Origin of the sequence: Micromonospora sp. NBC_00858, from assembly GCF_045207365.1 — a bacterium.
In the GTDB taxonomy this organism is placed as follows: Bacteria; Actinomycetota; Actinomycetes; order Mycobacteriales; family Micromonosporaceae; genus Micromonospora.
On the sequence record NZ_CP108828.1, the window covers coordinates 6,795,254 to 6,810,102 of the forward strand.

11 protein-coding genes are annotated in these 14,849 nt (G+C 71.5%); 9 read left to right on the top strand and 2 right to left on the bottom strand.

Translation table 11 applies throughout. From position 1 onward, the window contains the following. Nucleotides 1-7: 7 nt before the first annotated feature. Nucleotides 8-1,219, bottom strand: coding sequence for a 4-hydroxyphenylpyruvate dioxygenase (gene hppD / locus OG990_RS31655; RefSeq protein WP_355601835.1), 1,212 nt, complete (start codon nucleotides 1,217-1,219; stop codon nucleotides 8-10). A 139-nt stretch (nucleotides 1,220-1,358) separates the two neighbouring features. Between hppD and OG990_RS31660 the strand changes: the two genes are divergently transcribed. The 6 genes from OG990_RS31660 to OG990_RS31685 all read left to right on the top strand — a co-directional run bounded on the left by OG990_RS31660 (nucleotide 1,359) and on the right by OG990_RS31685 (nucleotide 10,603). Further along, on the top strand, nucleotides 1,359-1,847 hold the full coding sequence (locus tag OG990_RS31660; RefSeq protein WP_406078088.1) for an Lrp/AsnC family transcriptional regulator: 489 nt from the start codon (nucleotides 1,359-1,361) through the stop codon (nucleotides 1,845-1,847). Nucleotides 1,848-1,955: 108 nt separating this feature from the next. After that, nucleotides 1,956-3,428, top strand: coding sequence for a PQQ-binding-like beta-propeller repeat protein (locus OG990_RS31665; protein WP_406081957.1), 1,473 nt, complete (start codon nucleotides 1,956-1,958; stop codon nucleotides 3,426-3,428). A gap of 148 nt (nucleotides 3,429-3,576) precedes the next feature. Beyond that, a complete protein-coding gene (locus OG990_RS31670) occupies nucleotides 3,577-5,244 on the top strand; it encodes a fumarate hydratase (RefSeq protein WP_328421121.1) in 1,668 nt (555 codons plus the stop codon). 255 nt (nucleotides 5,245-5,499) lie between these two features. Next, nucleotides 5,500-8,481, top strand: coding sequence for a BTAD domain-containing putative transcriptional regulator (locus OG990_RS31675; protein WP_406078089.1), 2,982 nt, complete (start codon nucleotides 5,500-5,502; stop codon nucleotides 8,479-8,481). A gap of 35 nt (nucleotides 8,482-8,516) precedes the next feature. Continuing rightward, entirely contained in the window at nucleotides 8,517-9,926 is a 1,410-nt protein-coding gene (locus OG990_RS31680) for a class II fumarate hydratase (protein ID WP_355601828.1), read from the top strand. Nucleotides 9,927-9,991: 65 nt separating this feature from the next. Next, the gene (locus OG990_RS31685) at nucleotides 9,992-10,603 is read left to right on the top strand and encodes a GNAT family N-acetyltransferase (protein WP_386988337.1); all 612 of its coding nucleotides are present in this window, start codon (nucleotides 9,992-9,994) and stop codon (nucleotides 10,601-10,603) included. Here OG990_RS31685 and OG990_RS31690 read toward each other — a convergent pair. After that, nucleotides 10,570-11,115 (bottom strand): CGNR zinc finger domain-containing protein, encoded by a 546-nt coding sequence (locus tag OG990_RS31690; RefSeq protein WP_328421113.1) that lies wholly within the window; start codon nucleotides 11,113-11,115, stop codon nucleotides 10,570-10,572. The two genes, OG990_RS31685 and OG990_RS31690, sit on opposite strands and share 34 nt — an antisense overlap. Nucleotides 11,116-11,200: 85 nt before the next feature. On the opposite strand from OG990_RS31690, the gene OG990_RS31695 reads away from it, so the two are divergent. The 3 genes from OG990_RS31695 (at nucleotide 11,201) to OG990_RS31705 (ending at nucleotide 14,781) form a co-directional block, all read left to right on the top strand. Then, complete coding sequence (locus OG990_RS31695) at nucleotides 11,201-12,175, top strand: DMT family transporter (RefSeq protein WP_386988333.1); 975 nt, start codon at nucleotides 11,201-11,203, stop codon at nucleotides 12,173-12,175. 13 nt (nucleotides 12,176-12,188) lie between these two features. Continuing rightward, complete coding sequence (locus OG990_RS31700) at nucleotides 12,189-12,974, top strand: HAD family hydrolase (RefSeq protein ID WP_406078090.1); 786 nt, start codon at nucleotides 12,189-12,191, stop codon at nucleotides 12,972-12,974. A gap of 97 nt (nucleotides 12,975-13,071) precedes the next feature. Further along, on the top strand, nucleotides 13,072-14,781 hold the full coding sequence (locus OG990_RS31705) for a S8 family serine peptidase (RefSeq protein ID WP_406078091.1): 1,710 nt from the start codon (nucleotides 13,072-13,074) through the stop codon (nucleotides 14,779-14,781). Nucleotides 14,782-14,849: the final 68 nt, after the last annotated feature.

Sequence of the window (14,849 nt, forward strand, 5' to 3'; positions counted from 1 at the left end):
GCAAGTGTTACAGGTTGCCGCGGGCTTCCTGCTCTCGCTCGATCGCCTGGAAGAGCGCCTTGAAGTTGCCCTTGCCGAAGCCGAGCGAGCCGTGCCGCTCGATCAGCTCGAAGAAGACGGTCGGGCGGTCCTGGACCGGCTTGGTGAAGATCTGGAGCAGGTAGCCGTCCTCGTCCCGGTCGACCAGGATCCGGCGAGCCTTCAGCTCCTCGATCGGCACCCGCACGTTGCCGATCCGGGCGCGCAGTTCCGGGTCCTCGTAGTACGAGTCCGGGGTGTCGAGGAACTCCACTCCGGCGGCCCGCATGGCGTCGACGCTGCCCAGGATGTCGTTGGTGGCGACCGCGATGTGCTGGGCGCCCGGCCCCTGGTAGAACTCCAGGTACTCGTCGATCTGCGACTTCTTGCGGGCGACCGCCGGCTCGTTCAGCGGGAACTTGACCTTGCGGGTGCCGTTCGCCACGACCTTGCTCATCAGCGCCGAGTAGTCGGTGGCGATGTCGTCGCCGATGAACTCCGCCATGTTGGAGAAGCCCATCACCCGCTTGTAGAACTCGACCCACTCGTCCATCCGGCCCAGCTCCACGTTGCCGACCACGTGGTCGACGGCCTGGAAGAAGCGCTTCGGCTGGATGCCGGCGTCGATCATCGGCTGCCGGTCCACGATCGGGCCGCGGGCCACGAAACCGGGCAGGAACGGGCCGGTGTAGCGGGACCGGTCGACCAGCGTGTGCCGGGTGTCGCCGTACGCGGCGATGGCGGCCAGCCGGACCGTGCCGTGCTCGTCGGTCACCTCGTGCGGCTCGACCACGCTGGTGGCGCCCTGCGCGATGGCGTGCGCGTACGCGGTGTCGACGTCCGGCACCTCCAGCGCGATGTCGCTCACCCCGTCGCTGTGCCGGGCCACGTGCTCGGCGCCGTCGGCGTCCGGGCGCACCACGCCGGTCAGCACGAACCGGGCGGAGCCGCTGGTCAGCACGTACTGGGCGTGGTCCCGGTAGCCCTGCTCCGGGCCGCGGTACGCCACGCAGGTCATGCCGAACGCGGTGGAGTAGTAGTGCGCGGCCTGCTTGGCGTTGCCGACCAGGAAGTGCACGTGGTCGAGGCCCTTGACCGGGAACGGGTCGTGGCTGATGTCGTGGTCGACAGCGCCGACGAGCCGGTCGACGTCGACATCGACGTCCTCGGTCGACTGGGGTCGGTCGATCGCCTGGGTCATGGTGGCCTCCCTCGCGTACCGGCCGGCCTCGTGGGCCGCCGTGGTTGGTTTCTGTGGCGAGGATCGCGCCGCCGACCCCGGGTGGGCAACTGTCGGAGTAAACGCTGGTCAGGTTGCGCATTCGGTATGGTCTGAACCCATGAACGGTGAGCAGGCTGTACAGCTCGACGCGCTCGACGTGCGCTTGATCGAACTGCTCGCCGAGGAGCCACGGATCGGGGTGCTGGAGTGCTCCCGGCGGCTCGGGGTGGCTCGGGGTACCGTGCAGGCCCGGCTGGACAAGCTGGTCGACCGGGGGGTCATCGGCGGCTTCGGCCCGGACATCTCACCGACCGCGATCGGGTTCGCGGTGACCAGCTTCGTCACCCTGGAGATCAGTCAGCGGCACGGCCACGACCCGGTCACCGCCCACCTGGCCGCCATCCCCGAGGTGCTGGAGGCGCACACCATCACCGGCTCCAGCGACCTGCTCTGCCGGATCGTGGCCCGCTCCAACACCGACCTGCAACGGGTCATCGACCAGATCGTCTCCTCGGCGGGCATCACCCGTGCCAGCACCATAATCGCGCTCGCCGAGCAGATCCCGTACCGCACCCTCCCCCTGATCCGCAGCGCCGTACGCCAGTAAGGACCAGCGCCTCCGGCGGAGGAACGGTCCTCTGATAACACCTCCGTGCCCAGAAAGCGCGGCGACACGGCGGCGCGGGCGTACGGAAGATCCGTGATCGTGGCTACGGTGTGCGGTGTGGCGAAGGGGAGCGTGCGCGGCGGGCTGCTGCTTGGCCTCGCCGTGGTCGTCGCCCTCGCCGCCACCGGCGTGTGGAACCCTTTTCCGGGCCTGTGGGACTGGGTGGACCGCAGCCAACCCATCTCCGACCCGGACGTGGTCTGGCAGCAGCGGGTCGGCGGCACCCCGCGCAGCGTGACCATCGCCGGCGACGCAGTGGTGGTCGAGCAACGCACCCGGGTCGAAGCCCGCAGCCTGGCCACCGGCGCCAAGCTCTGGGAGCGCAAGGCGGACTGGTCGGCGGTCGCCGGCGGTGACCGGGACCCGGTCGTCGCCGTGGGCAAGCTGCTGGTCAAGGGGTACGAGCTGCTCGACCCGACCACCGGAGTGACCCGGCGGCGCGACGACGACGCGGTGGCCGTCTGGACGTACCGCAACCTGCTGCTGGACGCCCACTGCACGGACGCCACCGACTGCACGCTGAGCGCCTGGGACCCCCGCGGCACGGCACCACTGTGGACGGCCTTCCTGCCCGGGGTGCACAGCGGGCTGCTCGCCGACAACCCAGGGCTGCGCGGCACCCGCCGGATCACCACCACCACCCGGATCGACGACGGGGTGGCCGGGCCCGAACCGGTGCCACCGCTGCTCGGCTTCCCGGTCGACGGCCGCGTACACGTGGTCGACACCGCCACCGGGCGGGTACTGCAGAACGTCGAGCCGGGCCAGGACGAGCGGCTCTCGGTGGTGGGTGGCCGGATGCTGCGGATCACCGCCCGCTCCCAGGACGGCACCTGCTACTTCGCCATCTCCGCACGTGACCCGGCGACCGGTCAGGAGGCCTGGCAGCGCGCCGGGGTCAACCTGCGGACCGCCGACAGTGCCGGCTGCGTGCAGCGGGAGGACCCGCAGGGCGCGCGGAACGTACTGATCGGGGTCGGCCCTGATGGCCGCGAGGCGGTCATCGACGGGTACGACGGGCGGCTGCTCTGGGTCGGCGAACCAGGGACCCGGCTGATCGCGGTCGACGACCGTTACGCCCTGTTCCGGGCGGCCGACAAGCGCTCGGTGGTGGCCCGCGAGCTCGGCACCGACCGGGTTCTGTGGACCCGGCCCGCCAGCGGCAAGTCCGGTGCCGCGCTCACTCCGTACGCGGCCGTGGTCGCCGACGAGAAGCCGACCCGGTTGGTCGCCGTGAACCCGCGGACCGGCCGGGAGTTGGCCGCCCTGCGGACCTCCTCGAACGCCCTCGCGGTCGGGCCGCAAGGCATGATCATCGGCGAGGGCCGGGAAATCGGGTACGTCCGCTTCGGCGGCGGCGCCACCGGCGGCACCCCTGCCCCGCGGCCCGGCGACGGCGGCACCCCCGGCGACGGCGGCAACCCCGGCCCAGGCGGCACCGGCCCCAACCCCGGCGACGACGGCACCTGCGGCCCCAAGCGGGAACAATGCCCCGACGCGGGCAGCGGCAAGGACGGCTGAGCGGGCGGGTCGGCAGGGCGTGCCCAGCCATCAGCGGCGGTGGCCGGGACGAGTCGGAAGCGCGGGCGGACCCGGCGGGTGAGAGCGGCGTCCCAGGACCGCCCGGCGGGTGAGAATGATCGACCGGTCTGCCCTAGGCTTGCCGCTCATGAGCAGTGCCGCCGCATTCTCGTACGCCCCCCTGCTGCCGACCGGCCCCGACCAGACGGACTACCGCCTGGTCACCGACGAGGGCGTGGACGTCGTACACGGCCCGGGAGGCCGCCGATTCCTCACCGTGGAACCGGCCGCGCTCACCGCGCTGACCGCCGAAGCGATGCACGACATCGCGCACTTCCTGCGCCCGGCGCACCTGGCCCAGCTCCGGGCGATCATCGACGACCCGGCAGCCTCGCCGAACGACCGGTTCGTCGCGCTGGACCTGCTGCGCAACGCCAACATCGCCGCCGGCGGAGTGCTGCCGATGTGCCAGGACACCGGCACCGCGATCGTGATGGGCAAGCGCGGCCGGCACGTGCTGACCGACGGCGCTGACGCCGAGGCCATCTCCCGGGGCGTCTACCAGGCGTACACCAAGCTGAACCTGCGCTACTCCCAGCTCGCCCCGCTGACCATGTGGGACGAGCGGAACACCGGCAGCAACCTGCCGGCCCAGGTCGAGCTGTACGCCGAGGACCCGGACGGGCACCCCGACGCGTACAAGTTCCTGTTCATGGCCAAGGGCGGCGGGTCGGCCAACAAGTCGTACCTCTACCAGGAGACCAAGGCGCTGCTCAACCCGACGCGGATGATGCAGTTCCTGGAGGAGAAGCTGCGGCTGATCGGCACCGCCGCCTGCCCGCCGTATCACCTGGCCATCGTCATCGGCGGCACCTCCGCCGAGTACGCGTTGAAGACCGCGAAGTACGCCAGCGCCAAGTACCTCGACGCGCTGCCCACAGCCGGTTCGCTGAGCGCCCACGGGTTCCGCGACCTGGAGCTGGAGGCGGAGGTGCTGGAGCTGACCCGCAACTTCGGCATCGGCGCGCAGTTCGGCGGCCGGTACTTCTGCCACGACGTACGGGTGGTCCGGCTGCCCCGGCACGGTGCCTCCTGCCCGGTGGCGATCGCCGTGTCCTGCTCGGCGGACCGGCAGGCCGTCGCCAAGATCACCCCGTCGGGCGTGTGGCTGGAGCGACTGGAGACCGATCCGGCACGCTTCCTGCCCGACGTCACCGACGACTCGCTCGACGCCGAGGTGGTCGTCCGGGTCGACCTGAACCGGCCGATGGACGAGATCCGCGCCGAGCTGTCCAAGTACCCGGTGAAGACCCGGCTGTCGTTGTCCGGCCCGCTGGTGGTGGCCCGGGACATCGCGCACGCCAAGATCGCCGAGCGGCTGGACGCCGGCGAGCCGATGCCGCAGTACCTGCGCGACCACGCGGTCTACTACGCCGGCCCGGCGAAGACCCCCGAGGGTTACGCCTCCGGCTCGTTCGGCCCGACCACCGCCGGCCGGATGGACGCGTACGTGGAGAAGTTCCAGGCCGCCGGTGGCTCGCAGGTGATGCTGGCCAAGGGCAACCGGTCGGGCCAGGTGACCCGCTCCTGCCAGCAGCACGGCGGCTTCTACCTCGGCTCGATCGGCGGCCCTGCGGCCCGCCTCGCCCAGGACTGCATCAAGCACGTCGAGGTCCTGGAGTACCCGGAGCTGGGCATGGAGGCGGTCTGGAAGATCGAGGTGGAGGACTTCCCCGCCTTCATCGTGGTCGACGACAAGGGCAACGACTTCTTCGCCGAGGTCACCAAGCCGGTACTCACCGTCGGCCGTCGCTGACCCGACAGCGAAGGGGGCACCGGGCGTCTCCGCCTGGTGCCCCCTGTCGCCGTCCGCGCTCCACCGACATCGGTGCGCCCGCCCGCTGAGGTGGAACGGGCGCACCGCCCCCGTCGGATGTCGTCACCGACAACCCGGAGTGAGTCTTCGGTGCGCCGCTGTCGATCCACTCTCAGATCACTCTCGGCGGATCGGGGCGATCCGTGATCGTCGGGCTACTCTGCTGGAAGTTGCACTGTCGATGCGGGGGAGCAGATGCGGTTCGGGATCCTGGGGCCTCTGCGGATCGGCGGTGGCGAGTCCACGGTCACCGCCGGTCGCGACCGGATCGTGCTCGCCATGCTGCTGCTCCGTGCCGGCCGGCTGGTGCCGGTCGAGGAGCTGGTCGACGCGGTCTGGGAGGATCGCCCGCCGGCCACCGCCCGGGCACAGTTGCAGACCTGCGTGTCGCGGTTGCGGCGCCGGCTCGCCGAGCTCGGGCTGGCACCGGAGACCATCGTCACCGACCCAGCGGGGTACGGCATCCGTACCGCGCCAGCGGACCTGGATGCCGAGGTCTTCACCCGCGGAGTGGAGGCGGCCCGGGCCGCCGTGGCGGCAGGCCGGTTGACCGACGCGCGGGAGCAATTCCGCGCCGCGCTGTCGCTCTGGCGGGGGCCGGCGCTGGCCGGTATCCCCAGCCGCAGCGTCCGCCGTCGCGCGCAGGCGCTCGACGAGCAGTGCCTCACCGCACTGGAGGTGTGCGTCGACGTCGAGCTGCGCCTCGGGCAGGCCGACGAGCTGATCGAGGAGCTGACCGAGAGTGTCGACCGGCACCCGCTGCGGGAGCGGCTGCGTGCCCAACTGATGCTCGCCCTCGCCTCGGTCGGCCGGCAGGCCGATGCGCTGATGGTCTACCGCGAGGGCCGGCGGTTCTACGCCGACGAGTTGGGCATCGAGCCGGGCGCCGAGTTGCAGGAGCTGCACCAAAGGGTGCTCGCCGGCGACCTGGCCCTGTCGGGCCGGCAGACCCGGTCGATCGCCCCGGTCCGCTCGTTGCCCCGCGCGATCGGTGACTTCACCGGCCGGCAGGACACGGTTGGCCGCCTGGTCAAGCAGGTGGAGGAGAACGTCGCCCAGATCCAACTGATCGACGGGATGGCCGGCAGCGGCAAGACAACCGTCGCCGTGCACGTCGCCACGGCTCTCGCCGACCGCTACCCGGACGCCCAGCTCTTCATCGACCTGCATGGGCACAGCGAGCGCAGCCCGTTGACGCCCGGCGCGGCCGTGGCCACCCTGCTGCGTCAGCTGGGCGTGCCGGCGGAGCGGGTGCCGGTGAACCTGGACGACCAGCTGGCGCTCTGGCGGACCGAGCTGGCCGGTCGGCGCGCAGTGGTGGTGCTGGACAACGCGGCCAGCGCCGACCAGGTGAATCCGCTGCTGCCCAACGGCCCGCACTGCCTTGTCCTGATCACCAGTCGCCGCCGGCTGGTCGGGGTGGACGAGGGACGACCGTCGTCGCTGCCCGTGCTCGACGCCGACGAGGCGGTCGAGTTGCTCGGGCGGGTGGCCGGTGCGGACCGGGTGGCGGCGGAGCCGGAAGCAGCCGCCGAGGTGGTCCGCCGCTGTGGACACCTGCCCCTCGCCATCCGGCTGGCCGGTTCTCGACTGGCGCACCGGCCCCGCCTGCGGATCGCCGACCTGGCCGAGCGGCTGACCTCCCGGCGGGATCCGCTGGCCGAGTTCGAGGCGGGTGAGCGGTCCGTCGGCCGCGCCTTCGCCCTGTCGTACGGCCAGGTGTCACCTGCGGCGCAACGAGCGTTCCGGCTGCTGGGCCTGCACCCGGGGGTACGGTTCGACAACCCGATCGTCGCCGTCCTCACGCAGCTTCCCCTACCCGAGGCACAGGACCTGATCGACGAGTTGGTCGACGCGCATCTGGTGGAAGAGGCGGAGTCGGACCGCTACCGGTTGCACGACCTGGTCCGGGAGTACGCGCGGACGCTGGTCGCCGCGCCGGAGCGGGCAGCCGAGCGGCGCGACGCTATCGAGCGCCTGCTCGGCCACCACCTGCACGTCGCCGCGGCGATCGCCCGGAGGACGGAGCTCTCCGCCGGCGACTCGCTCATCCTGCTGCCTGAGCCGGCCTGCCCCGACCTGGTCGCGCCCATCGCGGCCCAGGGTCGGGTCTGGTTCGACGAGAACATGCCCGCGTTGGGCGCCCTGGTCCGGCTGGCCGAGACCGAGGGATTTCCGCGTCTCTGCTGGCAGTTGGCGCGGGCCTGCTGGTACGCCCAGTTCGAGGGCGGTCGCCTCGACGAGCTGATCGAAACGCACGCAGTTGGCCTTCGCGCCGCCGAGGAGTTGGGTGACGACGCGGCGGTGGCGATGACGCTGAACTACCTCGCCTCGGCCCACTACCGGCTGGGCGGGTTCTCCGAGTCGATCCGGCTGATGGAGAGGGCGGTCGACCTCTACCGCCGGCTCGGGTCGCGTCGCGATGTCCGCAACACCCTGGGCAACCTGGGCACCGCGCACGTCGCCAATGGCAACTACCGCCTGGGCCGGGAGTGCTACCACGCATCCGCCGCGCTGGCGCGGCGGATGCAGGAGCAGGTCCCGCTGGCGAACGCGCTCAACAATCTGTCGATCGCGTTGCTGCTGTGGGGCCGGCACGAGGAGGCCCTGCGTACAGCCCGACGGCACCTGTCGCTGGGCCGGGAGATCGGCGACCTCCGGCAGGTCGGCAATGCCATCGGGCACCTGGGCATGATCCGGCACCGGATGGGCCACGGGGAGCCGGCCCGCCGGCTGCTGCGGGTGGCGCTGCGCCTCAAGCGCGAGGCCGGGAACCGGTTCGGCGAGGGCGAGGTGCTCACCGAGATCGGGATGATGGAGTGGGAAGCGGGCCGCCCGCAACGGGCCGCCGACCTGTACCGGGCGGCGCTCGTCGAGATGACCGGGGTGGGCGACCGGATCGGCCAGTGCGCCTCGCGGAATCTGTTGGCCCAGGCGATCCTCGATCAGGGGGACGTGGCCAGCGCGCTGGACCTGCACCGCAGGGTGTTGGGGGACGCCACGCGGATCAACGCGCGCTACGAGCAGGCCCGGGCGTTGGACGGCATCGCCCGCTGCCTGCGCCCGACTGATCCGGCGGCGGCTCGATCGCACTGGGTCCGGGCGCTCGCGCTGTTCCGGCAGATCGAGTCGCCGGACCAGCACGAGGTGGAGCGACTGCTGGCCGAGTTGGACTGACGGATCATCTGCACGTCGGCGACGAGCGCGGCAGGATGGTACGCGTGACGACTCCAGAAGCGACCGGTTACCGGATCGAACGCGACTCGATGGGTGAGGTGGAGGTGCCCGCCGAGGCGCTGTGGCGGGCGCAGACCCAGCGTGCGGTGCAGAACTTCCCGATCTCCGGCCGGGGCATCGAGCCGGCCCAGATCAAGGCGCTCGCCCAGATCAAGGGCGCAGCGGCCGAGGTCAACGGGGAGCTGGGCGTGATCGACCCGAACGTGGCCGCGGCGATCACCGCCGCCGCCGCGCACGTGGCTGACGGCGGCTACGACGACCAGTTCCCGATCGACGTGTTCCAGACCGGCTCCGGAACGTCGTCCAACATGAACGCCAACGAGGTGATCGCCACCCTGGCCACCCGGGAGCTGGGCCGGGACGTGCACCCGAACGACCACGTCAACGCCTCGCAGTCCAGCAACGACGTCTTTCCGTCCTCGATCCACCTGGCCGCCACCCAGTTCATCGTGGAGGACCTGCTGCCGTCACTGATCCACCTCGCCACGGCGTTGGAGGCCAAGGCGGCGGAGTTCGAGACCGTGGTCAAGGCGGGACGTACCCACCTGATGGACGCCACGCCGGTCACCCTGGGCCAGGAGTTCGGCGGGTACGCCGCCCAGGTCCGGTACGGCGTCGAGCGGCTGGAGTCGGCGCTGCCCCGGCTGGCAGAGCTGCCGTTGGGCGGCACCGCCGTGGGCACCGGGATCAACACCCCGCTCGGCTTCGCCGCCGCCGTGATCGGCAAGCTGCGCGAGTCGACCGGGTTGCCGCTGACCGAGGCGCGCAACCACTTCGAGGCGCAGGGCGCCCGGGATGCGCTGGTGGAGACCTCGGGGCAGCTGCGGACCGTGGCGGTCGGGCTCTACAAGATCGCCAACGACATCCGCTGGATGGGCTCCGGCCCCCGGGCCGGCCTGGGCGAGCTGCGCATCCCCGACCTCCAGCCCGGCTCGTCGATCATGCCGGGGAAGGTCAACCCGGTGGTCGCCGAGGCGATGCGGCAGGTCTGCGCCCAGGTCATCGGCAATGACGCGACGGTGGGCTTCGCTGGTTCGCAGGGCGACTTCGAGCTCAACGTGATGCTCCCGGTGATGGGCCGCAACCTGCTGGAGTCGATCCGGCTGCTGGCGGCGACAAGTCGGCTGTTCGCCGACCGCCTGGTGGTCGACCTGGTCGCGGACGCCGAGGTCTGCCTGGCGTACGCCGAGGGCTCGCCGTCGATCGTCACGCCGCTCAACCGCCACCTCGGGTACGACGAGGCCGCCTCGATCGCCAAGGAAGCGCTGGCCAAGCAGACCTCCATCCGCGAGGTGGTGATCTCCCGGGGTCACATCGACTCGGGCAAGCTCAGCGAGACCCAACTCGACGAGGCGCTCGACCTGCTCCGGATGACCCACCCCTGACGCCCCCAGGGCGGCGGGGAGTAAGTCGGTCGACCGGGGCGCCGAGTGGGCGGGATGATCCTGCGGTGTCGAATGGTGACCTTCAGGGTGCGGCCGGCCTGCCGCCGGTGACCGAGCGGCTGCGGTTGCGGCGGCTCACCATGGCCGACGTGGACGCGCTGGTCGAGCTGGACAGCGATCCCGAGGTGATGCGGTTCCTCACCGGTGGCGTCGCCACCCCGATGGCCACGGTCCGGGACGAGCAGTTGCCGAAGCTGCTGGCCCAGTACGACCGGCATCCGGGTCTGGGCCGCTGGGCGGCGCTCGACCCTGAGACCGGCGGGTTCCTGGGTTGGTTCGCGCTCGACCCGTCGGCCGACGGCACCGAGGCCGAGTTGGGCTACCGGCTGCGCCGCTCGACGTGGGGGCGCGGACTGGCCACCGAGGGTTCCCGGGCGTTGGTCCGGTACGCCTTCGGCACTGTCGGCGTGCGCCGGGTCTGGGCCGAGACGATGACCGTCAACGACCGCTCCCGACGGGTGATGGCCAAGGCCGGCCTGCGTTACCTGCGTACCTTCCACCTGCAGTGGGACGACCCGATCCCGGGCACCGAGCACGGCGAGGTGGAGTACGAGCTGCGGGCCGAGGAGTGGGCGGCCACCGCTCAGGAGTGGCCGGCGGCCCGGCGGGCGCGGTAGGCGGTCACCGCGGCGCGGTTGCCGCAGCCAGCCTCGCAGAACCGCCGCGACCGGTTGCGGGACAGGTCAACGAGCACGTTGTCGCAGTCCGGGTACTCGCAGATCCGCAGCCGGCTCAGCTCCCCGGCTCGGACCAGGTCGGCCATCGCCATCGCCGCCTCCACCGCGATCCGGGTGGCCAGCGGCGCGTCGCGGGGCACAGCGTGCAGGTGGTACGGCTCGTCGTCGTGCTCGATGAGCTGCGGCAGCGCCCGATGCTCGAGCAGCAGGCTGTTGACCACGGCGACGACCTCGGCGGGCTCGCCGTACCAGATGCGGCGGAGCCGGGGTCGCAGCTCCCGGACGGCGCGTAACTCGGCGTCGGTGTGCTCGTGCCGCCCGCTGTAGGTGTGCCGGACGAAGAACGTGTCCAGCGCGGCGATGTCGGGCAGCAGTTCGCCGTCCCGGCCCGCGGTGTTGACCAGCGCGGCGGCGGCGATCAGCGAACACTCGGTGTCATGAGCGAACAGCAACTTGACTCCTGTCACAGGGGCCGCCTAGCGTCATGGGTACAAGGATAGTTTGCTCATGACACCGTGTCGTCCCGAGGAGCGCGAGATGCAGTCACGACCCGCCGCAGGCGCCGCGCTGGCGCTGCTCTCCGCGGTCACCTTCGCCACCTCGGGCACCTTCGCCCGGTCACTCATCGAGGCCGGCTGGTCGGCCGAGGCCGCGGTGATCGCCCGGGTCGGCATCGCTGCCCTGGTGCTGGCGATCCCCGCCCTGCTGTCGCTACGCGGCAGGTGGCACGTGCTGCGGCAGAACGCCACGGCGATCGGGATGTTCGGCCTGCTCGGCGTGGCGCTGGCCCAGGTCTGCTTCTTCAACGCCGTGCGCTACCTGCCGGTCGGCATCGCGCTGCTGCTGGAGTACCTGGGCATCATCCTCGTCGTGGGCTGGATGTGGCTGCGGCACGGGCAGCGCCCCCGCCGGCTCACCGTGGCCGGATCCGTGGCCGCCCTGGCTGGGCTGGCGTTCGTGCTGGACGTCACCGGCACCGCCGGCTTCCACCCGGTGGGCGTGCTCTGGGGGCTGGGCGCCGCATTCGGCCTGGCAGGCTACTTCGTGCTCGCCGGCCGGGTCGATCCCCGCCTACCCTCGGTCGCCATGGCCAGCGGCGGGATGGCTGTCGGCGCCGCCACGCTGCTCATCATCGGGCTGACCGGTCTGCTGCCGCTGCGGGCCACCTTCGGTGAGGTCACCTTCGCCGGGCAGCGCACCAGCTGGCTGCTGCCAATCGTCGGGCTCTCCCTGGTGGCTGCCGTGATCGCGTACCTGGCCGGCATCGCCGGCACGCGGATCCTCGGCCCCCGGCTCTCGTCGTTCGTCGGGCTGACCGAGGTGCTCTTCGCGGTGCTGATCGCCTGGCTGCTCCTGGACGAGCTGCCCACCGCCTGGCAGTTGTTCGGCGGCGCGATGATCGTCGCAGGGGTCGCACTCGTGCGCCTCGACGAGCTGCGCGGGTCGTCAGCACCAGAGCCAGCGCCCGCGCCCGCCTCGCCCGAGCCCGCGCTGGCCCTCGACGGCCGATGAGACAGTGGTCCCCGTGCTGACCACCGTGGTGTTCGACGCCGACGAGACCCTGCTGGATCTGCGCCCGGCGGTGACCGGCGGGCTGCTGGCCGTCCTCGACGAGATGCGGCGGCGCAGCCCGGCGGCGGCCGAGGTGTCGCTCGCCGAGCTGGAGTCGGACTGGGGCGCGGTCTTCGGGGAGCTGAGCGCCGCTCCGGTGGCGGAGATCCGGCGCGCCGCGCTGGCCCGGTCGCTGGCCCGCGCCGGACTGGACGCGCACCTGGACGAGGTCGCCGCCCTCTTCTTCGCCCGCCGATTCGCCCTCACCCGACCGTTCCCGGACGTGCCGCCGGCGCTGGCCAGGCTGCGCGACCGGTACACGCTGGGCTTCGCCACCAACGGCAACAGCCGTGCCGAACGCTGCGGGCTCGCCGGCGAGTTCGCCTTCGAGGTGTACGCGCACGAGAACGGCCTGCCAAAGAAGCCAGCCCCGGAGTTCTACGCGGCGGTGGTCGAGGCAGCCGGGGTGCCTGCCGGGCAGATCGTCTACGTCGGTGACTCGTGGGAGCACGACGTTGTGGCACCGCAGCGGGCCGGCCTGCGATCGGTGTGGTTGAACCGGCACGGCCTGCCCCGCCCGGTCGGGGGTGCGCCCGACGCCGAGGTGTCCACCATGGCCGATCTTCCAGTGGCGCTGGCCGACCTGCCCGCGATACTGGCTGACCTGCCCGTGCAGCCGGCCGACCGGCCGGTGGTGCGGGCCGATCTACCCGGGGTTCGCGCCCAGCAGGGCGCGGCTCGCGCCGACCTGGGCGGATGATGGAGAGATTCACCGCCATAACGGACGCTGACCTGGCGCAAACCCGCCGAGTGTTGTGTGATGGCTGCCACGTCCCTCAACGAGAGGATCCGATGTGGTGAGCAAGCGCTTCACCGCCGGTGCCGTCGCGACCGCGGCTGTGCTGGCACTTACGGTGACGGGGTTGGGTGTACCAGCCAACGCCTCGCCGACCAGCTTCCGAACCTTCACCGTCGTCGCCGAGGATGGCGTCGCCGCCGAGACGGCTGTCGCCGCCATCCGGGCTGCTGGCGGCACTGTGGTGTCCCGGTCCGACGAGGTCGGCATGTTCCAGGTGACCAGCGACCGGGCTGACTTCGCGGACAGGGTGACCGCCGCCCCGACGCTGATCGGCGCCGCCGAGCAGAAGGCAATCGGCCGCAAGCCGAAGCTGGACCGGGTCGAGCAGGAGCAGGTGCTGGCCAACACGGCCGCCGCCGGTGCCGCCGCCAAGAAGGGCGCCAAGCTGGACCCGCTTGACGAGAAGCTCTGGGGCCTGGAGATGATCCGGGCCGACCAGGCCCGCAAGATCGAGCCGGGTGACCGCCGGGTGACCGTCGGCGTGCTGGACACCGGCGTCGACGCCAGCCACCCCGACATCGCGCCGAACTTCAACTGGTCGCTGTCGCGCAACTTCGCGCCGGACCTGACCGACGTGGACGGCCCGTGTGAGGTGCCGAGCTGCCTCGACGCGGTGGGCACCGACGACGGTGGGCACGGCACCCACGTGGCGGGCACCATCGGCGCGGCCGCCAACGGCCTCGGCCTCTCCGGCGTCGCCCCGAACATCTCCCTGGTCGAGCTGAAGGGTGGCCAGGACTCCGGCTACTTCTTCCTCAACCCGGTGGTCAACGCTCTGGTCTACGCCGGCCGGTCCGGGATCGACGTGGTCAACATGTCGTTCTACGTCGACCCGTGGCTCTACAACTGCAACGCCAACCCGGCCGACTCCCCGGCGAGCCAGGCCGAGCAGCGGGCCATCATCAAGGCGATGAAGCGGGCACTGACCTTCGCCCACAACAAGGGCGTCACCCTGGTCGGCGCGCTCGGCAACAACAACGAGGACCTGGGCGCACCGCGCACGGACATCAGCAGCCCGGACTACGGCGCCGCTCCGTACCCCCGGCCGATCGACAACAACAGCTGCTGGGACCTGCCTGCCGAGGGCCCGCACGTGATCGGTGTGTCGGCGGTCGGCCCGTCCGGCAAGAAGGCGGACTTCTCCAACTACGGCACCGAGCAGATCTCGGTCGCCGCGCCGGGCGGCTTCGCCCGGGACGGCTTCGGGACCCCGACGTACAACAGCCCGGGCAACCGGATCCTCTCCACGTACCCGCTGAAGGTGCTCCAGGAGGAGCCGATCTCCCCGACCATCCCGGATCCCCGGGTGGACGCCAACGGCAACATCGACCCGCGGGTGGCCACGCTCGTCTTCAAGCAGTGCAAGGCCAACGGTGACTGCGGCTACTACACCTACCTGCAGGGCACCTCGATGGCGTCCCCGCACGCCGCAGGCGTGGCCGCGCTGATCGTCAGCCGGTTCGGCAAGGCGGAGCGCCGGGGTGGCTTCGGCATGTCGCCGGACCTGGTCGAGCAGCACCTCTACCGGACGGCGGCCGAGCACGCCTGCCCGGAGCCGCGGCTGCAGCAGTACCGCAATGAGGGCCGGGACGAGACCTACGACGCCTACTGCGCCGGTGGGGTCAACTTCAACGGCTTCTACGGGTACGGAATCGTCGACGCCTACGCGGCGGTGAAGACCCCGCTCAAGCCGAACGCCCGTCCGTAAGGCAACACATCGGGGCCCGGTCGACCACGGTCGACCGGGCCCCGACGCATTCCCGCGCCTCGACCGTG

Coding starts and splice junctions, on each gene's coding strand:
- hppD (WP_355601835.1), bottom strand. CDS start 1,219: ATGACCCAGGCGATCGACCGACCCCAGTCGACCGAGGACGTCGATGTC.
- OG990_RS31660 (WP_406078088.1), top strand. CDS start 1,359: ATGAACGGTGAGCAGGCTGTACAGCTCGACGCGCTCGACGTGCGCTTG.
- OG990_RS31670 (WP_328421121.1), top strand. CDS start 3,577: ATGAGCAGTGCCGCCGCATTCTCGTACGCCCCCCTGCTGCCGACCGGC.
- OG990_RS31675 (WP_406078089.1), top strand. CDS start 5,500: ATGCGGTTCGGGATCCTGGGGCCTCTGCGGATCGGCGGTGGCGAGTCC.
- OG990_RS31680 (WP_355601828.1), top strand. CDS start 8,517: ATGGTACGCGTGACGACTCCAGAAGCGACCGGTTACCGGATCGAACGC.
- OG990_RS31695 (WP_386988333.1), top strand. CDS start 11,201: ATGCAGTCACGACCCGCCGCAGGCGCCGCGCTGGCGCTGCTCTCCGCG.